Source organism: Streptomyces celluloflavus (assembly GCA_000720995.1).
GTDB classification, from domain to species: Bacteria; Actinomycetota; Actinomycetes; order Streptomycetales; family Streptomycetaceae; genus Streptomyces; species Streptomyces celluloflavus.
Genome location: JOEL01000006.1, coordinates 193,432 through 214,255 on the forward strand (window position 1 = coordinate 193,432; position 20,824 = coordinate 214,255).

The 20,824-nt window shown below is 74.1% G+C and carries 15 protein-coding genes, 2 pseudogenes and 1 other annotated feature; of the genes and pseudogenes, 5 read left to right on the plus strand and 12 right to left on the minus strand.

The annotated features are described in order from the left end of the window. The first annotated feature begins 161 nt into the window (after positions 1-161). Positions 162-1,799, plus strand: a complete 1,638-nt coding sequence (locus IH09_RS08440; protein WP_052855508.1) for a PucR family transcriptional regulator — start codon at positions 162-164, stop codon at positions 1,797-1,799. 124 nt (positions 1,800-1,923) lie between these two features. Here the strand turns inward: IH09_RS08440 and IH09_RS08445 are convergent, their stop codons facing one another. The 6 genes from IH09_RS08445 to IH09_RS08470 all read right to left on the minus strand — a co-directional run bounded on the left by IH09_RS08445 (position 1,924) and on the right by IH09_RS08470 (position 8,828). Next, positions 1,924-3,084 (minus strand): glycosyltransferase family 4 protein, encoded by a 1,161-nt coding sequence (locus IH09_RS08445; protein WP_052855477.1) that lies wholly within the window; start codon positions 3,082-3,084, stop codon positions 1,924-1,926. Between the two features lie 411 nt (positions 3,085-3,495). Then, positions 3,496-4,284 (minus strand): hypothetical protein, encoded by a 789-nt coding sequence (locus IH09_RS08450; RefSeq protein WP_052855478.1) that lies wholly within the window; start codon positions 4,282-4,284, stop codon positions 3,496-3,498. A 172-nt stretch (positions 4,285-4,456) separates the two neighbouring features. Continuing rightward, complete coding sequence (recN, locus tag IH09_RS08455; protein ID WP_052855479.1) at positions 4,457-6,184, minus strand: DNA repair protein RecN; 1,728 nt, start codon at positions 6,182-6,184, stop codon at positions 4,457-4,459. Positions 6,185-6,689: 505 nt separating this feature from the next. Continuing rightward, the gene (locus IH09_RS08460; RefSeq protein ID WP_052855480.1) at positions 6,690-7,568 is read right to left on the minus strand and encodes an NAD kinase; all 879 of its coding nucleotides are present in this window, start codon (positions 7,566-7,568) and stop codon (positions 6,690-6,692) included. A gap of 59 nt (positions 7,569-7,627) precedes the next feature. Then, positions 7,628-8,443 (minus strand): TlyA family RNA methyltransferase, encoded by an 816-nt coding sequence (locus IH09_RS08465; RefSeq protein WP_052855481.1) that lies wholly within the window; start codon positions 8,441-8,443, stop codon positions 7,628-7,630. A 7-nt stretch (positions 8,444-8,450) separates the two neighbouring features. Further along, complete coding sequence (locus IH09_RS08470; RefSeq protein ID WP_052855482.1) at positions 8,451-8,828, minus strand: hypothetical protein; 378 nt, start codon at positions 8,826-8,828, stop codon at positions 8,451-8,453. Between the two features lie 74 nt (positions 8,829-8,902). On the opposite strand from IH09_RS08470, the gene IH09_RS08475 reads away from it, so the two are divergent. Then, positions 8,903-9,250 (plus strand): SCP2 sterol-binding domain-containing protein, encoded by a 348-nt coding sequence (locus tag IH09_RS08475; RefSeq protein ID WP_052855483.1) that lies wholly within the window; start codon positions 8,903-8,905, stop codon positions 9,248-9,250. 534 nt (positions 9,251-9,784) lie between these two features. Here IH09_RS08475 and IH09_RS08480 read toward each other — a convergent pair. From IH09_RS08480 to IH09_RS08490, 3 genes and pseudogenes are all read right to left on the minus strand, one after another. After that, positions 9,785-10,585: pseudogene (locus tag IH09_RS08480) on the minus strand (ABC transporter ATP-binding protein); the annotation flags it as partial. 277 nt (positions 10,586-10,862) lie between these two features. Continuing rightward, positions 10,863-11,909, minus strand: a complete 1,047-nt coding sequence (locus tag IH09_RS08485) for a FecCD family ABC transporter permease (RefSeq protein ID WP_052855509.1) — start codon at positions 11,907-11,909, stop codon at positions 10,863-10,865. A gap of 137 nt (positions 11,910-12,046) precedes the next feature. Next, the gene (locus IH09_RS08490; RefSeq protein ID WP_172451111.1) at positions 12,047-13,105 is read right to left on the minus strand and encodes a FecCD family ABC transporter permease; all 1,059 of its coding nucleotides are present in this window, start codon (positions 13,103-13,105) and stop codon (positions 12,047-12,049) included. 80 nt (positions 13,106-13,185) lie between these two features. Between IH09_RS08490 and IH09_RS08495 the strand changes: the two genes are divergently transcribed. After that, a complete protein-coding gene (locus tag IH09_RS08495; RefSeq protein ID WP_052855485.1) occupies positions 13,186-14,214 on the plus strand; it encodes an ABC transporter substrate-binding protein in 1,029 nt (342 codons plus the stop codon). A 152-nt stretch (positions 14,215-14,366) separates the two neighbouring features. Continuing rightward, entirely contained in the window at positions 14,367-15,257 is an 891-nt protein-coding gene (locus IH09_RS08500) for a siderophore-interacting protein (RefSeq protein WP_052855486.1), read from the plus strand. 161 nt (positions 15,258-15,418) lie between these two features. Here IH09_RS08500 and IH09_RS08505 read toward each other — a convergent pair whose 3' ends face one another. Further along, complete coding sequence (locus IH09_RS08505; RefSeq protein ID WP_052855487.1) at positions 15,419-16,444, minus strand: HAD-IIA family hydrolase; 1,026 nt, start codon at positions 16,442-16,444, stop codon at positions 15,419-15,421. A 172-nt stretch (positions 16,445-16,616) separates the two neighbouring features. Between IH09_RS08505 and IH09_RS08510 the strand changes: the two genes are divergently transcribed. Then, positions 16,617-17,882, plus strand: coding sequence for a DUF1015 family protein (locus tag IH09_RS08510; protein WP_052855488.1), 1,266 nt, complete (start codon positions 16,617-16,619; stop codon positions 17,880-17,882). 278 nt (positions 17,883-18,160) lie between these two features. On the opposite strand, the gene IH09_RS08515 is transcribed toward IH09_RS08510, so the two are convergent. Further along, on the minus strand, positions 18,161-19,030 hold the full coding sequence (locus tag IH09_RS08515; RefSeq protein WP_052855489.1) for a tetratricopeptide repeat protein: 870 nt from the start codon (positions 19,028-19,030) through the stop codon (positions 18,161-18,163). A gap of 327 nt (positions 19,031-19,357) precedes the next feature. Further along, positions 19,358-20,131 (minus strand): annotated as a pseudogene (locus tag IH09_RS40565) (hypothetical protein); the annotation flags it as partial. Positions 20,132-20,632: 501 nt separating this feature from the next. Beyond that, positions 20,633-20,824: a sequence feature (most likely nonfunctional fraction of RNA operon), on the minus strand.

Sequence of the window (20,824 nt, forward strand, 5' to 3'; positions counted from 1 at the left end):
GGGGCGGGAACGCGTGGGGCCCGGCGCGGGCTCCCGTGCCCCGCTCCGCAGCGCCGCCGGGCGGGGGCCGGTCCTCCGGGCTCCGGCCCGGCCGGCTCCTCCCCCGCCACGGTCCGGACTCGGCGGCTCCGGACGGCGCACTGCGGGTACCGTTCGACGCCATGGGGCCGGAAGCGAAGATCGAAGCCGAGATCACGGTACGCAGGGCGCTGGAGCTGCCCGCGCTCCGGCGCGGTCTGCCGGAGGTGCTGGCCGGTGCGGACCGGCTGGACCGCGCGGTGCGCTGGGTACACGCCGGGGAGGTCCCGCACATCGCCTCGCTGCTCAAGGGCGGTGAGCTGCTGCTGACCACCGGCCTCGGCCTGGGCGCCCGGCCCTCCGAACAGCGCGCCTTCATCCGCAAGCTCGCCGACCGCGAGATCGCCGCGCTCGTCGTGGAGCTCGGATCGCGTTTCGAATCGCTGCCCTCGGCGCTGATCGACAGCGCGCGGGAGTGCGGGCTGCCGCTGATCCAGCTGCACCGCGAGGTCCCGTACGTCACGGTGACCGAGGAGATCCACACCGAGATCGTCAACAGCCACTACGCGCTGCTGCGCCGCGCCGACGAGGTGCTGCGCCGCTGTACGGACGTCCTGCTGCGCGGCGGCGGCGCCCCCGAGGTGCTCCGGCTGCTGGCCGCGTTCACCGGCAATCCGCTCTGCCTGGAGGCGCCCGACGGCAGCCCGCTGTACGCCGCTGGGCCGGAGGGCGCCGACGGCGAGGGCGGTCCGGCGGACGCCGATCCCCTGCTGGCCTGGGAGGGCCTGCGCGACACCGGCGTACGCATCGACGTCCCCGGTGGCGGCCACGGCCCCGACGCCGTCCGCGCCCGGCTGGTCCTGCTGCCCGTCAACTCCCCGCTGGCGCCGGTGCACCGGATCGCCGCGGAGCGCGCCGCCGGCCTCCTCGCCGTCGTCATGCTGCAGTCCCGCCAGGAGGAGGTCCTCGCCGCCCGGGGCCGCGGCGACTTCCTCGCCGATCTGGCGGAGGGCCGGATCGCCGCGGCCGAGGCCCCCGGACAGGCCCGGCTGCTGGGTTTCCGCCCCGGCGGCGACCCCGTGCTCCCGGTGGTGATGCGGCTGCCGTCCGGGCTGCCCTACCCCGGCAGCTGGGCCCTCCTCGCCCAGGCCCTGCGCGAGGAGCTCGCCGCCCCGGGGGTGCCCGTCCTGCTCGGCGTGCGTCCCGTGGAGGGACGGGTGCCGATGCTCGTGGCGCTGCGCGCGGGCCAGGACCGGCACGCGCTCGCCGACCGGATCGCCGAGGCGCTGCGCGCGGGAGTCGTCCGCGCGGGCCTGGACCGGCCCGCCGCGTACCGCCCGGTGGTCGTCGTCGGTACGGCGGGCGACTGGGCCGCGGCCGGCCCCGGACTGCGGCACGCGGCGGAGGCGGCGGCCGCGGCCCAGGGCCTGCCCGAACAGCCCTGGTACGACGCGCGCCGCCTGGACATCGAGCTGCTGCTGTGGCGGATGCGCGAACACGGCGAACTGGGCGTGCTCGCCGACTTCGTGGACCGCGCCATCGGCCCGCTGCTCGCACACGACCGCGGCGCCCGCCAGCCGCTTCTGCCGACCCTTGAGGCGTATCTGGCGAGCGCGGGCCGCAAGGCCGAGACGGCCCGCGACCTCAATGTGAACCGGCAGACGCTCTACGACCGCCTGGCGCGGATCGCGCAGTTGCTGGGCACGGACCTGGACGACCCGCAGACGGTGCTGGGCCTGCGGCTCGCGCTGCGCGCCCGGCGCCATACGGACCGGCCGTAGCGGGGCGGGCGAGCCGGGTGCCGTACCTGTCGGCGGCATGGAGCGGGGCGGACCGTCGGTGCCGCCCGCTCCGCGGAGGCGGCGGGACCGGCCGGACCGGGACCCCAGGGCGTGGTCCTGGCGCCTAACCGGACCGGACCGGCTGGGTCAACTCGTCGTAGACGCCGAGGATCTGCGCGACGGTGTCGTCCTCGCTCGGCCAGCCGCCCGCCTGGGCCCGGCCCGCTTCGGCGAGCGCGGCCCGGCGTACCGGGTCGGCGAGCAGGCCGAGGACGGTACGGGCCAGGGCCGCGGCATCGCCGTAGCGGATCAGTTCCGCCGCCCGGCCGACCAGTTCACGGGTGCCGCCGGTGTCGGTGGCGACCAGCGGTACCCCGGCCCGCAGCGCCTCCTGCGCGATCAGGGAGCGGGCCTCCCAGCGGCTGGGCAGCACCACCAGGTCCGCGGCGGCGAGGAGTTCGGGCACGTCGTCGCGGCGGCCGAGCAACTGGGCGGGCAGCTGCTCGGCCTCGATGCGGCGCTGCAGCGCGGCCCGCCGCTCGCCCTCTCCCGCGATGACGAGCAGCGGCCGCGGGTCCAGTGCGCACCAGGCGTGCGCGGCGTCCAGCAGTACGTCGTGGCCCTGATGCGGGTCGAGGCGGCCGACCACGAGGAGTAACGGGCGGTCCACCGCGCCGAGTTCGGCCCGCTTCTTGTGGCGCGTCAGGCCGTGCCCGTCGGGCTCGGACGGCGCGGTGGCGGGCCGGGGGCGGGGAATCGCGACCGGCGCCAGGCGTGCGTCACGCGCGCCCCGCTCCCGCGCCCGGTCCACGAGATCGGAGCAGGCCCCCAGGACGACGGCGGCGGCCCGTGCCACCCGCCGCTCCATCAGCCGCACCAGCCCGGCCCGCGCGCCCTCGGGGTGCGCCTTGGTATGCCAGGAGATGACGAGGGGAACCCGCCCGCCCCGGGGGCCGCGCAGTCCGTGCAGCGCCAGCGACGCGCGCAGTCCGGCCCGCAGTCCGTGGGCGTGCACGAGGTCGGCGTCCCAGCAGGCGCTGCGCAACGAGGCCACGCCCACCGGGTCGGTACGCGGCGTGATCTGCGCGAACCGTGCGCCCGTCCCCGCGAAGTCGTAGACCGCCTCGGTGTCCGGCGTGGCGCAGACGGTCACCCGTACACCGCGTGCCACCAGGCCGGCGGCCAGCGACCGGACGTGTGCGGCGCTGCCGGCGCCGCCGTGCCCCAGTACCTGGACCGTACGCAGCGGCCACTGCCCGAGGGGCGGGGTCGGGGTGCTGGTCACGTGGTCGGGGCTCCTGGGTCGGCGGACGGGACACGGACCGTGCCGGTGCGCCGGTCCGAATGCAGCGGGGCGGTGCGGCCGCGGTGCCCAGGAGCGGACGGGCCGCGATCCGGCGGGCGGCGCCGAACGCACCGCGCCCAGGATGCCAGCCCCGCGGCGTCAATTCGGCACCGTGCGCCCGCCGTTCCGGTGGGAAGTCTCACCCTCACCACCGCAGGATCACCCACATGGGTGATAAATCGGCCACTCAGATGACCGTTCAGTTGAATTTCGGCCACTCGTTCGATGAGTGCCGGTCTCCTGGTGGGCGGTGGCCGAGGGAGGCTGCCCGCCCCGGGGCGGCCGGCGGGCACCGCTCCCTCACCTCGTCCCGCGGGTCCACCGCCCCGGGCGGGCGGCCACCGGCGGGGGTCAGAACGCGGCGGCCGTCCGGCTGACGCGGTCGCCCGCGGCGGCCGCGGCGATCAGGCCGGCGGCGTGGACGGCCAGCCCCGTACGGCCGTTCCCGGTGACGATGGCGAGGCCGAGCGCCGCACCGAGGGCGTGCGCCCCGCAGTCCCCGAGCATCGTGCGCTCACCGAGGTCGTCCGCGAGGACGGCGGCCGCGGCCCCCATGGGTGCGGCGGACAGCGGACCGGCCGGTCCGCGGCGCAGCAGTCCCGGGGCGCCGATGGCCAGGACGGCACCGGCCGCGCGCCCCGGCCGGACGTCCAGGAGGTTCACCAGATGGGCCGAGCCCGCGATCACCACACCTGCCAGCACCTTGTCCACCGGGCGGGCGGTCAGGAGCGCGCCCGCGGCGAGCCCCGCGGCGCCGATCCCGAACAGTTTCACGGCCCCGCTGGTCACCTCGCCGTGGCGCAGCGCCGAGAGGTGCGCGCGGAATCCGCGCCGGGGATCACCGGCGCCGTACACGTCGTCGTACGCACCGCAGCCGCCGGCCGCCAGCACGGCCAGGGCCGCCGCGCCCCGGGCCCCGGCGGGCAGGCCGGGCGCGGTGGCGGCGGCGAGCGCCGTCCCCGCGGCCGACGCGAGCCCCGCGTGCAGGTGCACGGTCCGGCCGGCGTAGTTCGTCCGCTCCCACCGGCCGGCACCGCCGGGCGGCCGGCGCCGCAGCACCTCGTACGCGGCCCGCGTCGCACCGGCCGCCCCGGTCAGCGCCCGTATCCGGCCCGGCACCCTGTCTCCTGCCACCGTCATCCCGCTCCTTTCATCCGGCACCGTGCCGCGTTCGGCTCCCGTCGCCTCGGGAGGCGGGAGCTCCCCGGCCCCGCCGCGCTCCGGACGCCGGCCTCGGGCAGTGGCGCACGGGCGGGCGGAGCCAGGGCCACGGGCGGCGTCGTGAACGACCGGCCCGGTGGCCGGGCGCCGACTACCGCCCCGTGCGGGCCGTCTCCAGCAGTTCCTCGGCGTGTGCCCGTGCCGTCTCGGAGTCCTCCTGGCCGGCCAGCATCCGGGAGAGTTCGCGGACCCGCTCCTCGCCCTCCAGGACCGTCACACCGCTGCTGGTGACCGAGCCGTCGTTCGTCTTCTCCACCAGCAGCTGCCGGTCCGCGAACGCCGCGACCTGCGGAAGGTGCGTGACGACCACGACCTGCGCCGATTTCGCGAGCCTGGCCAGGCGGCGGCCGACCTCGACGGCCGCCTTGCCGCCGACGCCCGCGTCGACCTCGTCGAAGAGATAGGTGGGTACGGGGTCGGTACCGGCGAAGACCACCTCGACGGCGAGCATCACCCGGGAGAGCTCACCGCCGGACGCCCCCTTGGCGATCGGCCGGGGCGGGGCGCCGGGGTGCGGGGCCAGGAGGAGTTCGACCTCGTCGGCGCCGGCCGGGCCGTAGGCGACCGCGCGGCCGCCGACCTCGATGCCGTCGGCCTCCTCCGCCACCTCGGTCTGCCGGATCTCGACGCTCACCCGGGCGTGCGGCATGGCCAGTTCGGCCAGTTCCGCGGTGACCGCGGCCGCGAACCGCTCCGCCGACGCGGTGCGGGCGTCGGTCAACGCCTGTGCCAGCTCGCCCAGTTCGGCGCGGAGGGCGTCCCGTTCCCCGGTCAGTTCGCCGATCCGGTCGTCGTCGCCGTCCAGTTCGGCCAGCCGCGCCGAGCTCTCCTCGGCCCAGGCGAGCACGGCCGCGATGTCCCGGCCGTATTTGCGGGTCAGATGGGTCAGGGCGGCGCGGCGCTCCTCGACCGCGGCGAGCCGCAGCGGATCGGCGTCCAGACCGTCCGCGTAACTGGCCAGCTCGCCCGCCACGTCCGCCATCAGGATGCCGATCTCACCCAGCCGCTCGGCCAGTGTGGCCAGCTCCTGGTCGTGGCCGCGGACGCCCTCCAGCACACGGTGGGCGCCCGCGACCAAGGTGGTGGCGTCGACGCCCTCGGGGTCCTCGGGGTTGCCCGCCAGCGCGGCGTGCGCGGCGGTCGCGGCGGAGGCGAGGGCTTCCGCGTGGCCGAGCCGCTCGGCCTCGGCGGCCAGCTCGGCGTCCTCACCGGGCACCGGCTCGGCGGCGGCGATCTCGTCGAGACCGAACCGCAGCAGATCGGCTTCCTGGGAGCGTTCGCGAGCCCGCGTCGTCAGCTCGGCCAGCTCGGTGGCGACGGCGCGCAGCCGGCGGTGGGCGGCCGCGTACTTGGCGAGCGGAACGGCGACCGCGTCCCCGGCGTAGCGGTCCAGGGACTGGCGCTGGCGGGCCGGCCGCAGCAGGCCCTGCTGATCGGTCTGGCCGTGGACGGCGACCAGGTCGTCCGCCAACTCCCCCAGCAGGCCGACCGGTACGGACCGGCCGCCCAGATGGGCGCGTGAGCGGCCCTCCGCGGAGACGGTCCGGCTGATCAGCAGCACGCCGTCGTCCAGCTCCGCGCCGGCCTCCTCGGCCCGGACCGCCGCCGGGGTCCGGGGGCCGATGCCGAGACGGCCCTCCACGACGGCCGACTTGGCGCCGATCCGCACCAGGGCGGGGTCCGCGCGCCCGCCGAGCAGCAGGCCGAGACTGGTGACGACCATGGTCTTGCCCGCGCCCGTCTCACCCGTCACCGCCGTGAAGCCTGGGGACAGCTCGACAACGGCGTCGTCAATGACGCCCAGGGACCGGATCCGCATCTCCTCCAACACGGATACGACCTTACGAGGTCCCGGGGCCGCCCCGCGACGCCTGCCCCCACTCCCGTCCCCCCGCCCCTGCGGAAAACCCCAGCAAAAATTGGGTGAGTTCCGCATGGCGCGGCACCGCGGCCACCCGGCACTCTGATCACAGAGCGCGACGAGAGGGGTACTCATGGACGGCAAATCGGCGTGGGCGACGGCGCGCGGCCACCGGCCCGCGTGCGGGGACGGCCGGGGCGGCACCGTTCACCGCGACCGTGGCCGCTGCGCCACCACCGGAGCGCGTGGGCGCGGCGACCGGCACGGACGGTGTCCCCCCGACTGCCGGGCGGCGAGTGGGACGGTCACGGCGCCGGGAGCGGGGCCGCCGGACTTCCGGCACGGTCCTCACTCCGCTGCGCTGCCTCCGCGGACCCTGCCTCGTCCCCCTCCTCCTACACGGCGGAGACCGGCGGCACCGCTACTGCGGCACCGCTACTGCGGCACCGCTACTGCGGCACCGCTAGTGCGGTGCGCCCCGCCACCCCGCCACCGGGAGGGCGAACTTGGCGACCAGACGATCCGTGAAGGAGGCATGATGCAGCCGAGCGAGGCGTACGGGTACGGCGCCGCGCCGTACCTCGACCCGTGCGCCGGCCGGAAGTTCCACGCTCCGGCGGCCGTCGCACCAGAGCACCCCGTGCGGGGTCTTGGGCTGGACCTCGACCGCCAGCACCGAATGCGGCGAGGTCACCAGCGGCTTGGCGAACAGCGCGTGGGCGCTGATCGGGACCATCAGCAGGGCCTCGACCTCGGGCCAGACCACCGGTCCGCCCGCCGAGAAGGCGTACGCGGTCGAGCCGGTCGGCGTCGCACAGACCACCCCGTCGCCGCCGAAGCGCGAGACGGGCCGGCCGTCGACCTCGGTGACGACCTCCAGCATCCGCTCCCGCGCGGCCTTCTCGACCGACGCCTCGTTCAGCGCCCAGTCGGTGTGCACGATGTTGCCGTTGTTCCGGACGAGGACATCGAGCGTCATCCGCTCCTCGACCTCGTAGGTGCGGGTCACGACCCGGTCGACGACCTTGTCCAGATCGTCGCGTTCGGCCTCCGCCAGGAAGCCGACCCGGCCGAGGTTGACGCCGAGCATCGGCACCCCGGAGGTCCGGGCGAAGTCCGCGCCGCGCAGCAGGGTGCCGTCCCCGCCGAGCACGACCAGCAGTTCGCAGCCCTCGGCCGCCCGCTGCTCCGACGCGACCAGTTCGACCGACGGCGGCAGCGGCAGGTCCGCGGCCTCCTCCGCCAGCACGCGCACCCCGATCCCGTTGCGCAGCAGCCCCTGGACGACGCGTTCGGCGCTGCGGATGGCCGCCGGGCGGCCGGTGTGCGCGAGCAGGAACACGGTCCGCGCCGCGCCGCCCTTCTCGTGTGCTGCGCTGCCTTCAACTGCCTGGGTAGTGGTCAACGAGGCCCCTCCGCCACTGCACGGTCGACATCCGCCGGGTCGAGTGCAGGCGCCCCGGCGCGCAGCCACAGAAAGTACTCGACATTCCCGGAAGGTCCAGGCAGCGGGCTCGCGGTCACGCCAAGAACACCGAGACCCAGTTCGGCCGCCCGGCCCGCGACGGCGCGCACCGCCTCGGCCCGCAGCTCGGGGCTGCGCACCACCCCGCCGCTGCCCAGCCGTTCCCTGCCCACCTCGAACTGCGGCTTGACCATCAGCACCAGATCCGCGTCGGGCGCCGCGCAGCCGACGAGCGCCGGCAGCACGAGCCCCAGCGGGATGAAGGAGAGATCGCCGACGACGAGATCGACGGGCACCGAGTCGATCTGTTCGAGCGTCAGTTCGCGTACGTTGGTGCGGTCCTTCACGGTGACCCGGTCGTCGCTCTGGAGGGACCAGGCGAGCTGTCCGTAGCCGACGTCGACGGCCACGACATGGCCGGCGCCGGCCCGCAGCAGGACGTCGGTGAAACCGCCGGTCGAGGCGCCCGCGTCCAGCGCCCGCCGGCCCGCGATCTCCAGGCCGAGCGGGACGAAGGCGGCGAACGCGCCGGCGAGCTTGTGGCCGCCGCGTGAGACGTAGTCGGGGGCGCTCTCGTCCGCGCGGACGACCACGGCCGCGCTGGTCTCCACCTGGGTGGCCGGTTTGGTCGCGGTCACCCCGCCGACGGTCACCCGTCGCGCGGCGATCAGCTGGCTCGCGTGCTCGCGCGAGCGGGCCAGCTTGCGGCGCACCAGCTCCGCGTCGAGTCGGCGTCGTGCCACTCCTGCCACCTGTGGTTCAGCTCCTGTTGTCGTGCGTCGTCGTGCCGGGCGTCGTCGTGCCGGACATTTTCGTGCCGGGCGCCGTCGCGGAAGGCGCGGGCGGTCCGGGGTGCTGGTCGAGGGCGGCCAGCACGTCGCGCAGCCCACGGTGCACATCCTCGTACACCTGGAGGTGCCCGCTCACGGCGAGGCGGTCGGCGTCGGCGAGACGGCGCAGCCGGTCGTCGACCGCGGCGTCGCCGGCCGGGGTGATCCCGACTCCCAGCGGCCGCGGCCCCGCGGGCTCGGCGGGCCGGGAGGACTCGGTCGATCCGGCAGGCCCGGCGGACTCGGCGACCGCGGTTTCGGTGCCCGTGGGTGCCTCCGGCTCCGGGCCGGACGTCGGCTCTTGCATGCTCCAGACGCTACCGCGAAGTACCCCGTCGACGACGAACGGGCCGCCCGCGACCTGGCGTATCGTCGCTCCTGATGGCAACCCTCGACCAGTGCCGCGCCGCGCTCGACCGGCTGGCCCAGAACCTGTCCGCGGCGGACGGCAGCGTCCGCAGCGCCGCCGCACTCGACCGCTCGCTCAGCTGCCGCATCACGGACCTGGACGTCACCTTCCTCGGGCGCCTGGCCGACGGCACCGTCCAGGACCTGACGAGCGTCCCCGGCCCGCCGCCGCACAAGGCCGAGATCAGGCTGTCGATGGCCGGGGACGATCTGATCGCGCTGGTCGACGGCCGGCTCAACTTCGCGAAGGCGTGGGGCACCGGCCGCGTCAAACTGGAGGCCGGCCTGCGCGACCTGCTGCGCCTCAGGACGCTGCTGTAGTCGCCTGTGGTCGCCGCCGTGGTTGCTGCTGTCGTGGTTACCGTCACGGTTCCCACCGTGGTGCGTCTCGTGGTTCCCGGCGCGGTGGCCGCCGGGGTCAGGCCGCCGGGCGCTGCCGGGTCGTAGCTGCGCTGCCCGGCCCCGTAGCCGCTCTGCCGGTCCATCACCGCTCCGCCCGGTCGCCGCTCCGGGGCAGCCCATCGCCCCGCGGCCTCACCGCCCCCGACCCACCGAGGCCGCACCGACAAGGCCACACCAGCCGCCCCCACCGCCGGAATCAGACAACCTGCGTCACACCACCTGCATCACATCGCCTGCATCAGACCACCCACGTCACACCGCCGACGTCGCAGCCGCGGCCCGGTCCCCGGAGCCCGCACCGGACGCACCGCCGGTCCCCATAGCCCCGGCCGCCGCGCCACCCCCGCCCTCGACACCGTCCACAGCGACCACACCCGCCGCCGTCTCGCCCGCCCCGGGCCCGCCACCACCCACTCCAGGCGCGCCACCCGCCACGGAGCTGCCCCGGTCTCCCGCGCCCCCGCCCTTACGGGGCTTGCGGGCCGCGGGGATGATCAGCGGGGTGCCGGTCTCCGGGTCGTCGATGACCTGGCAGCCGAGCCCGAAGACCTGTCCCACGAGCTCCGCCGTGACGATGTCCGAGGGCGCGCCCTCGGCGATGACGGCACCGTCCTTCATGGCGATGAGATGAGTCGCGTAACGGGCGGCGTGGTTGAGGTCGTGCAGTACGGCGACGAGCGTGCGGCCCTGTTCCTCGTGCAGTTCCGCGCACAGGTCGAGCACCTCTATCTGGTGCTGGATGTCCAGATATGTCGTCGGCTCGTCCAGGAGGAGCAGCGGCGTCTGCTGGGCCAGCGCCATCGCGATCCACACCCGCTGCCGCTGCCCGCCCGAGAGTTCGTCGACGTAGCGGTCGGCCAGTTCGCCGACGCCGGTCGCGGCCATCGACTCCCGGACGATCCGCTCGTCCTCGCCCGACCACTGGCGCAACAGGCCCTGGTGCGGATAGCGGCCCCGGGCCACCAGGTCGGACACGGTGATCCCGTCCGGGGCGATCGAGGACTGCGGCAGCAGCCCCAGCGTCCGGGCGACCTTCTTGGCCGGGAGCGAGGAGATGACCGAGCCGTCCAGCAGGACCGACCCCGCGGTCGGCTTGAGCATCCGGGACAGCGCGCGCAGCAGCGTGGACTTGCCGCAGGCGTTCGGGCCGACGATGACCGTGAAAGAGCGGTCGGGGATGGCGACCGAGAGATTCTCGGCGATGACCCGCTGGTCGTAGGCGAGGGTGACGTTCTCGGCCGTGAGACGGCTCACTTCAGCGCTCCTGGGGTTCGTCGTGTCGTTGCTGTGGTCCGGCGTACGGGGCGCGGCCCGCCCGTTTCCCGCCGGTTCGCCGAGGTCCGGCCGGTATCCGCCGCCGCGGGCGGGCCGGTGGCCGTGGCGGCAGCCGTGGACCCGGCCCCGTCCGTGGCCGTCCGGAACTCGCCCGCCGAAGCCGCCGCGGCCCTCACCGGATTCGCCCCGTCCGCCCCGTCCGCGCGCTCCGTCTTATCCGTCACGTCCGTCACGTCCGTCGCGTCCGTCATGTCCCTCACACCCGTCCGGCCCTGCGCTCGGTGGCCAGCAGCCACAGCAGATAGCCGCCGCCGAGGACACCGGTCAGCACACCGACCGGGAGCTGGTCGGCGCCGAAGAGCCGCTGTGCGGACCAGTCCGCGGCGACCAGCAGCGCGGCGCCCATCAGGGCGGACGGCAGCGGGTTGGGGCCGGGCGAACGGGTCAGCCGCCGGACCAGCTGCGGTGCGGTGAGCGCCACGAAGGAGATCGGGCCGGCCGCCGCGGTGGCCGAGGCGACGAGCAGGACGGCGGCCGGCAGCGCGATACCGCGGACCCGGTCGACCCGTACGCCGAGCGCGTACGCGGCGTCGTCGCCCATCTCCAGCATCCGCAGCGGACGCCCGTAGCAGAGCACCAGCGGGACGAGGACGGCGCAGACGGCGGCCAGCGGCCAGACCTGGTCCCAGCCCCGGCCGTTGAGCGAACCGGTCATCCAGATGGTGGCCCGGGTCGCCTCGACGATGTTCGCCTTGGTCATGAGGTAGAGCACGAGGGCGTAGAGCATCGCGGCGGCGCCGATGCCGACGAGGACGAAGCGGTAGCCGTGGATACCCCGTTTCCAGGCGAGCAGGAAGATGGCGGCGCCGGTGACCACCCCGCCGACGACCGCACCGGCGGCGACCGCGAAGGGCCCGCCCTGGAAGTAGACGATGACCGTCAGCGCGCCGACCGCCGAGCCCTGGCCGAAGCCGAGGACATCGGGGCTGCCCAGCGGGTTGCGCGAGACGGTCTGGAAGACGGCGCCGGCGATCCCGAACGCGGCGCCGACCAGCAGTCCCACCAGGACGCGCGGCAGCCGCAGGTCGCGGACGATGAACTCCTGGCCGGCGGTGCCGCCGCCGGTCAGCGTGCCGACCACCTCGGCCGGCGTCATCGGGTAGTCGCCCGAGCCGATCAGCACGATGCCCGCCGCCAGCGCCACGGCCAGCAGCAGCAGGCCGACGAGGACGGCGCGTACATCCAGCCGCAGCGAGAGCCCGCCCGGGGTGCGGACCGGCAGCACCCGCCGACGCGCAGCCAGCGGCCGCTTGCCGGGAGCCCTCTTGCCGGGCCTGTCGGGTGTACCGGACCGTTCGGGCCGCGCGCCGGGCGCCGCGGCGCCCCCGCGGCCGCCGCCGGCCGCGGACTTCGTGCCCTGCTCGGGCTTCACGGGCGAGATCACAGCTGGGACATCCTCCGGCGCCGTACGAGGTAGATGAAGACCGGTCCGCCGATGACGGCCGTGACGATGCCGACCTGGAGCTCGCCGGGCCGGGCCACGACCCGGCCGAGGATGTCCGCGCCGAGCAGCAGGACCGGCGAGAGCACCGCGGAGTACGGCAGGATCCAGCGCATATCGGGTCCGGTGACGGCCCGTACGGCATGCGGCACCATCAGGCCGACGTAGACGATCGGGCCGCAGACGGCGGTCGCCCCGCCGCACAGCAGCGTGACGGCGGCCATCGACAGCACCCGGGTACGGGTCAGCCGGGCGCCCAGCGCCTTCGCCTGGTCGTCGCCGAGCGCGACGGCGTTCAGCGGCCGGGCGATCAGCAGCGCGAGGACGGCGCCCACCGCCAGGAACGGCGCGATCCCGGTGACCGTTTCCATGGTGGCGGCGGCCAGCGAACCGACCGTCCAGAAGCGCATCTTGTCCAGCGCTGCGGTGTCCATGAGGTTGACGGCGTTGATGTAGCCGACGAGGACGGCGGTCAGCGCGGTGCCGGCCAGGGCGAGCCGTACGGGCGTGGCGTTGCGGGTGCCGCCGAGGACGTAGACCGCGACGGAGACCACCGCGGCGCCGGCGAAGGCGAACCACACATAGCCGGTGAGCGAGGTGACGCCGAGGAAGCTGATGGCGGAGACGACCGCGGCCGAGGCGCCCGCGTTGACGCCGAGAACTCCGGGGTCCGCGAGGGGGTTTCGGGTCAGGGCCTGCATGACCGTACCGGCCAGGCCGAGGGCGGCGCCGACGATCAGTCCGAGGAGGGTGCGCGGGAGGCGCACATCGCGGACGACCACATCGGTATCGGAACCGGAGTAGTGGAACAGCCCGTGCCACACCTGGTCGAGGGGTACCTGCTTGGCGCCAACGGCTATGCCGAGCACGGTGATGACGGCCAGCACGGCCACGGCGGCGAGCAGCCCCGCGGAGCGCGTGAGGTGCCGCGGTCGTGGTGCCGCGGGGGCCACGGGGGCCGGGGCCGCCGCTGCTTCGGGGGGACTGTCAACCAACACGAAAGTTAGGTTAGCCTACCCTCAAAACGGACCGGCAAGTCCGTATCGGCACGACCGCGTCAGAGAGAAGCACCACCACCATGAGCACCCCCCGAAGCGTTACTCCGACCCGTCGCGGCATCCTGGCCGCGGGCGGCGCCCTCGGCATCGGCGCCCTGCTCGCCGCATGCGGCGGCGACAAGAGCTCGGGGGACGCCAAGAGCGGCGCGAAGAACGGCGCCTGGTCCTTCACCGACGACCGCAAGGTCACGGTCTCCCTCAAGAACGTGCCGCAGCGCATCGTCGCCTTCACCGGCACCGCGGCCGCGCTGCACGACTTCGGCATCGACGACCAGATAGTCGGCGTCTTCGGCCCGACCAAGCTCAAGGACGGCACGGCCGACCCGCAGGCGGGCGGCCTCGACGTCGACAAGGTCACCATCATCGGCAACGCCTACAACCAGTTCAACGTCGAGAAGTACGCGGGCCTCAGCCCCGATCTGCTGGTCACCAACATGTACGAACCGGGCGCCCTGTGGTTCGTACCGGACGACAGCAAGGACAAAATCACCCAGCTCGCCAAGAGCGTCGCCCTCACCTCCTCCCGGGTACCGCTCGTCAAGATCATCGAGCGGTACGCGGAGCTGGCGCGGTCACTCGGCGCCGACCTGAAGGCCAAGCAGGTCACCGACGCCAAGGCCCGCTTCGAGAAGGCGTCGGAATCGCTGCGCAAGGCCGCCGCGTCCCATCGGGTCAAGGTGCTGGCCTGCTCCGGCAGTCCGGACCTCTTCTACGCCTCCAACCCCGGCATCAGCGCCGACCTCATGTACTACAAGTCCCTCGGCGTGGACCTGATCGTCCCCGACCACCTGGACAAGGGCGGCTACTTCGAGAGCCTGAGCTGGGAGAACGCCGACAAGTACCAGGCCGACGTGCTGATGCTCGACAGCCGCACCGCCACCCTCCAGCCCAAGGACCTGGCCGCCAAGCCGTCCTGGGCCAAGCTGCCCGCCGTCAAGTCCGGCCAGATCACCCCCTGGTCGAGCGAACCGCGCTTCTCGTACGCGGGCTCGGCCCCGCTGATCGAGGCCCTCGCCAAGGCCGTCGAGAACGCGAAGAAGGTCAGCTGACGTACGACTGCGGTGGACCGCCGTCCGCACGGCGCACGACCGCGATCCACCGCGGCGCACGGCCCCCGCACCACGCCCACACCCCGAAGCGCACCCCGCGCCGCCACATCCGCCACCGACCAGCCGCAGCACGGTTCCGGGAGGTTCCCCGTATGACCACGACCGCCGTACCCGCCACCGCCCCCTTCCGCTTCTTCGATGTGCGCGTCGTCCGCACCCGGCGGCTGAGCACCTCCATGGTCCGGATCACCTTCGGCGGCGAACACCTCGCCGAACTGGCCTCCGGCGGCCGTGACCAGCGCTTCAAGCTCTTCCTCCCCCGGCCCCACCAGGACGTGCCGGTCCTCGACGACACCGGCGACGACTGGTTCACCGCCTGGCGGGCGCAGGATCCGGCCGAGCGCGCGGTGATGCGCACCTACACGATCCGGGAACAGCGCCCCGCGTCACGGGAGTTCGACGTCGACTTCGTGCTGCACGGCACCGGGGACGCGGCCGGTGCCCCGGCGGCCGGACCGGCCGGCCACTGGGCGGCGCACGCCCGGCCCGGCGACCGGGTGTCCCTACTCGGCCCCGCCGTCGAGGACAACGGCGGCGTCGACTTCCGGCCGCCGGCCGGCACCGACTGGGTTCTGCTCACCGGCGACGAGACGGCGCTGCCCGCCGTGGCCGGCATCCTGTCCTGGCTCTCCCCCGGCACCCGCGCCAAGGTCTGGCTGGAGGTCGCCCACGAGGACGCCCGGCAGCCCCTGCCCACCCTCGCCGACGCCGACATCACCTGGATCGTCACGGACACCGCGACCACGGCCGGGGGTACGCCGGTGCTCGACGCGCTGCGCGCCGCCGAACTGCCCGAGGGCACGCCGTACGCCTGGATCGCGGGCGAGGCCGGGACCGTCAAGGCGGTGCGCCGGCATCTCGTCGGCGAGCGCGGGATGGACCGCCGGGCCGTCAAGTTCACCGGATACTGGCGCCGCGGCGCCACCGAGGAGGACCTGCTCGCGGAACTGACGGCGGGCGCGGCGCCGGCCGACCAGGACTGACCCGCCGACGCCGGCACCGGACCACACCGGCACCACCACCACGACGGCCCCGCGCACCGCAACCCGAGCAGCGCACGGGGCCGTCCGTCCGACGTGGCGCGCACCGCCCGCCCGGCCGACGCGCGCCACCGAAGGGCCTGGCAGCTCGCCGGGCCCTTCACTCACTTCCCGATACGGGCCAGCGCCTTCCCCGCGTCCGCCGCGCAACTGCCGTGCCCCGCCGCGGTCCAGGCCGCCGCGCACAGCGCCCGCAGCCCGTCCAGCGGGGCACCGTCGCCGTCCAGGACGAGCGCGCCACCGCTCAGCGCGGCCGTCCAGCCGCCGCACCGGAAACCGCCGTCCGCCGCGCTCACGGCCGGCTGCGGCCCCAGTATCCCGCGCAGGTCGGCGTCCACGTAGGTGGGCCGGTGCTGCGGCGGGGCCGCCAGCAGCTCCGCCGCGGTGGTGACTCCGGTGAGCACCAGCAGCGAGTCGACCGCACCGTTGTAAGCGCCCTCGATGTCCGTATCGAGCCGGTCCCCGACCACCAGCGGCCGCTTCGCACCGGTCCGCAGCACCGTCTCCCGGTGCATCGGCGGCTGCGGCTTCCCCGCCACCTGCGGCGCCCCGCCCGCGGCGATCCGCACCACCTCCACCAACGCACCGTTGCCCGGAGCTATCCCGCCCTCCCGGGGGATGGTCAGATCGGTGTTGGACGCGAACCACGGCACCCCGCGCTGCACCGCGTACGCGGCCTCCGCCAGCTGCCGCCAGTCCACCGCGGGGTCGAAGCCCTGCACCACGGCCGCCGGGTCGTCGTCCACGGAACCGACGGGTTCCAGCCCGCGCTCGCGCAGCGCCACCAGCAGTCCCTCACCGCCGACGGCCAGCACCCGGGCGCCGGGCGGCACCTGCTCGGAGATCAGCCGGGCCACCGCCTGCGCCGAAGTGATCACGTCCGCCGGCCCGGTCGGCAGCCCGAAACCGGTGAGCTGGCTCGCGACCGTCTGCGGGGTCCTGGCCGCGTTGTTGGTCACATAGGCGAGGTGCATACCGCCGTCCCGCGCCGCGGCCAGCGACTCCACGGCATGCTCGACGGCGTGTCCGCCCTGGTAGACGACCCCGTCCAGATCCAGCAGCGCCGTGTCGTACGCCTCGCTCAGCGCGCGCTCACACCCACCGGGCCGTTCGCGAACCTGCTCACTCATGCCGTCTCGCTCCTCACACACACCGGCACCCGTACGAACCGTCGTTCTCGCGGCTGCCGCTTCCCGCGCCCCGCGGCCCGCCCTCGGCCGCCTCGCGCACACGGATATTTCCAGCCACACACTGGCTGTCCCTCGATCATCCCTCACCGGACAAGCGGCTTAGCATTCTCCAATGACCTGTACCGACGGCCTCCGCCTCCTCCCCTTCCGCGGACTGCGCTACGCCCCGGACCGCGTCAGCAGCCTCACCGCCGTCACCTCACCCCCCTATGACGTCGTGGTCCGGCCCGACGGCGTACGCCACCTGGAGACGGCCGACCCGTACAACATCGTCCGGCTGATCCTCCCGCAGGCCGCGGACCCCGCCGCCCGCCACCGCCAGGCCGCCGACACCCTCCGCCGCTGGCGCGAAGAAGGCGTCCTGACCCCGGACCCCGAACCCGCGCTCTACGTCTACGAGCAGCGCAGCGGCGATGTGCTGCAACGCGGGCTGATCGGCGCGCTGCGCCTGGACGGGCCGGTACTGCCGCACGAGGACGTCATCCCCGAGGTGGTCGAGGACCGCGCCGCCCTGATGCGGGCGGCGGCCGCCAACTTCGAGCCGCTGCTGCTCTCGTTCCGCGGCCAGGGCACCGCGACCGGCGCCACCGCCGTCATCGAGCGCACCGTGCACCGCACACCCCTGCTCGCCACCACCACCGACGACGGCTTCGCGCACCGCCTATGGGCCGTCACCGACCCCGGCGACCTCGCGGCCATCGACAGCGACCTCGCCCGCCGGCGGGCCCTGATCGCCGACGGGCACCACCGCTGGGCGACCTACCACCGGCTGTACGAGCAGCAGGCCGACGCCTCGTCCGCGTCACCGTGGGCGTCCGGCCTGGTCCTGCTGGTCGACACCGCCCGCTACCCCCTCCAGGTCCGCGCCATCCACCGCGTACTGCCCCATCTGCCGCCGGCCAAGGCGCTGGCCGGCCTGGCGGGCGCGTTCCGGGTCCGGCCGCTGCCGGGCGAGCTGCCGGCCGCCCTCGCGGCGCTGGCGGAGACGCCGGGCAACGCCTTCGTGCTCTCCGGCGGCCCGGACTCCTTCCACCTCCTGGACCGGCCCGATCCGGAACTGCTGAACCGGACGGTCCGCCGGGACCGGCCCAAGGCATGGCAGCAGCTGGACGCCACCGTGCTGCACTCCGTCCTGCTGGACGCGGTCTGGCAGATCCCCGACCACCCCTCGGACATCAGCTATCTGCACCACACCGAGGCCGCCGTCGAACAGGCCGCCCGGCACGGCGGTACGGCCGTCCTGATGCGCGCCACGTCCGAAGAAACGGTCCGCCAACTCGCCGAACAGGGCGTGACGATGCCGCGGAAGTCCACCTCCTTCGGCCCCAAACCCGCCACCGGCCTCATCCTGCGCACCCTGGACGACGACGTGCACTGAACCGGACCACGGCCCCTTCCTGGGCACCGGGCACCGGCCACCACCCGCCAATACGTCATATCCGCCGATGAGTTCACCCTCCCCCTCCGCAACCGCCCCGGCCACACAACAACCAGCGGACGGCCGTCCCCCTCCAGCGCCCCAGACCCCGGCCACACCACCGGCTCATCCCGTCCCCTCGCCCCCACCACCCAACGCGTCCCCAAACGGCGGAGGGCGGGACCCCCTCGGGATCCCGCCCTCCGTCATCTCACCGCACCGAGCACGGCCGCAGGCACTCAGCCCTTCTCAGGACGCTTCTCCTCGCGGACCTGATCGGCATCCGTGTCCTCGACGACGACCTCATCGGTCACGTCATCGGCACCCGCACCGGCCGACGCGACGGACTCACCCGAAGCCTCGCCACCGTCCGCATCGGCACCCGCATCAGCCTTGAGCGCCTCAACGGCCTTACCCGCCTCGTCGGCGGTACCGGCCTCCTCCGCGGCGTCGGCCTCATCAGCCTCTTCCGCGCCTTCCAGCACGTCGGTGAACTCCACCCCGTCCAGCTCCGCAAGCCGGTCCGAGGCATCCGTCGTACCGTTCTGGTCGGCCTCCAGCGCCTTGGCGAACCAGTCGCGGGCCTCGCCCTCGCGCCCGACCTCCAGCAGCGCGTCCGCGTACGCGTACCGCAGTCGCGCGGTCCACGGGTGGACGGCGCTCGACGCGAGCTCGGGGCTCTGCAACGTCACGACCGCCGCGTCCGCCTGGCCCATGTCCCGACGGGCACCGGCCGCGACCAGCCGCATCTCGACCTGTCCGGCCTTGTCCAGCCGCTTCACCTCGGGCTCGCCGGCCATCGCCATCGCCTTCTCCGGCCGGCCCAGCCCGCGCTCACAGTCCGCCATGACGGGCCACAGCTCCACGCTGCCGGTCATCCGCCGCGCCGCCCGGAACTCGGCCAGCGCCTCGCTGTACTTGCCCACCGCGTACGCCGCGAAGCCCGCGGCCTCACGCACCGCCGCGACCCTGGACGCCAGCCGCAACGCCACCCGCGAGTACCCGTACGCCTGCTCCGGGTCCTCGTCCAGCAGCTTCGCCACCATCACCAGGTTCCTGGCAACGTCCTCGGCAAGCGTCTTCGGCAGGCTCAGCAGCTCCTGCCGCACATCCTTGTCGATCTCCTCACCGGTGACGTCCTCCGGAATCGGCAGCCGCCTGATCGGCTCCCGGTCCCGGTCCCGCCGGTCATCCCGTCGATCGTCCCGACGGTCATCCCGCCCACGACCGGCCCCGTACGGCCGACGCCCCCGGTCGTCATCCCGCCGGAACCCACCGCCGTCATCGCCCCGGTCGTCCCGCCGGAACCCACCCCGGTCACTACCGCGGTCATCCCTGCGGTCGCCCCCACGGAACCCACCGCGGTCACCGCCACGGTCGTCACGGCGGTCGTCACGGCGGAAGCCACCACGGTCGCCCCCGCGGTCATCCCGACGGTCATCCCGACGGAACCCACCACGATCGTCCCGCCCACCGGAACCACCGCCGTAACCGCCACCGGGACGCCCCCCACGGTCATCCTCACGACGCGGCCCACGCGGCCGGTCGTCCTGACGGAACCCGCCACGGTCGCCGCCCGAAGGCCGGTCATCACGACGGAACCCGCCACGGTCACCACCGGAAGGCCGGTCATCACGACGGAACCCGCCACGGTCACCACCGGAAGGCCGGTCGTCACGACGGAACGCCGGACGATCACCACCACGGCTGTCATCACGCCGGAACCCACCGCGGTCACCGCCACGGTCGTCACGGCGGTCATCCCGACGGAACCCACCACGGTCATCCCGCCCACCGGAACCACCGCCGTAACCGCCACCGGGACGACCCCCACGGTCATCCTCACGACGCGGCCCACGCGGCCGATCATCCCGACGGTCGCCCCCACGGAACCCACCACGGTCGCCGCCGGAAGGCCGGTCGTCGCGACGGAACGCCGGACGATCACCACCACGATCATCGCGCCGGAACCCGCCACGGTCACCGCCCGAAGGCCGGTCATCACGACGGAAGCCTCCGCGGTCGCCGCCCGAAGGCCGCTCGTCACGACGGAACCCACCGCGGTCACCACCGGAAGGCCGGTCGTCACGACGGAACGCCGGACGGTCACCACCACGGCTGTCATCACGCCGGAACCCACCGCGGTCACCGCCACGGTCGTCACGGCGGTCGTCGCGGCGGAAGCCACCACGGTCGCCCCCACGGTCATCCCGACGGTCATCCCGACGGAACCCACCACGGTCATCCCGCCCGGAACCACCGCCGTAACCGCCACCGGGACGACCCCCACGGTCACCACCGGAAGGCCGGTCGTCACGACGGAACGCCGGACGATCACCACCACGGCTGTCGTCACGCCGGAACCCGCCGCGGTCACCGCCCGAAGGCCGGTCATCGCGACGGAAGCCCCCACGGTCGCCACCGCGGCTGTCGCGGCCCGCGTAACCGCCAGCGCCGGCCGGGCGGCCACCACGGTCGTTGTCACGACGCGGCCCCCGGCCGTCACGCCGGAAACCACCGCGGTCACCGTCATCGCGCCGCTGCGGCCGGCGCTCCGAACGATCGTCGGAAGAGTTGGTGGACATCGACGTGACTCCTGTCTTCGGTACTGCATTCATTCTGACGCACCGACGACTTCGGCGCGCTTCGGCAAAACAAAAAGGACCCTTGGTCCCAGCGTGAACGCTGGGACCAAGGGTCCTTGAAAGATTGTTCGGCGGCGTCCTACTCTCCCACAGAGTCCCCTCTGCAGTACCATCGGCGCTGAAAGGCTTAGCTTCCGGGTTCGAAATGTAACCGGGCGTTTACAGTGGACGCGAGCAACTGAGGACAAGCCCTCGGCCTATTAGTACCAGTCAACTCCAACCGTTACCGGTCTTCCATATCTGGCCTATCAACCCAGT

Bases quoted from the DNA above. Each gene is read 5' to 3' on its own strand.
- IH09_RS08475 (WP_052855483.1), top strand. From the start codon at position 8,903: ATGGCAACCCTCGACCAGTGCCGCGCCGCGCTCGACCGGCTGGCCCAG.
- IH09_RS08505 (WP_052855487.1), bottom strand. From the start codon at position 16,444: ATGAGTGAGCAGGTTCGCGAACGGCCCGGTGGGTGTGAGCGCGCGCTG.
- IH09_RS08450 (WP_052855478.1), bottom strand. From the start codon at position 4,284: ATGACGGTGGCAGGAGACAGGGTGCCGGGCCGGATACGGGCGCTGACC.
- IH09_RS08470 (WP_052855482.1), bottom strand. From the start codon at position 8,828: ATGCAAGAGCCGACGTCCGGCCCGGAGCCGGAGGCACCCACGGGCACC.
- IH09_RS08440 (WP_052855508.1), top strand. From the start codon at position 162: ATGGGGCCGGAAGCGAAGATCGAAGCCGAGATCACGGTACGCAGGGCG.
- IH09_RS08495 (WP_052855485.1), top strand. From the start codon at position 13,186: ATGAGCACCCCCCGAAGCGTTACTCCGACCCGTCGCGGCATCCTGGCC.
- IH09_RS08510 (WP_052855488.1), top strand. From the start codon at position 16,617: ATGACCTGTACCGACGGCCTCCGCCTCCTCCCCTTCCGCGGACTGCGC.
- IH09_RS08500 (WP_052855486.1), top strand. From the start codon at position 14,367: ATGACCACGACCGCCGTACCCGCCACCGCCCCCTTCCGCTTCTTCGAT.
- recN (WP_052855479.1), bottom strand. From the start codon at position 6,184: ATGCGGATCCGGTCCCTGGGCGTCATTGACGACGCCGTTGTCGAGCTG.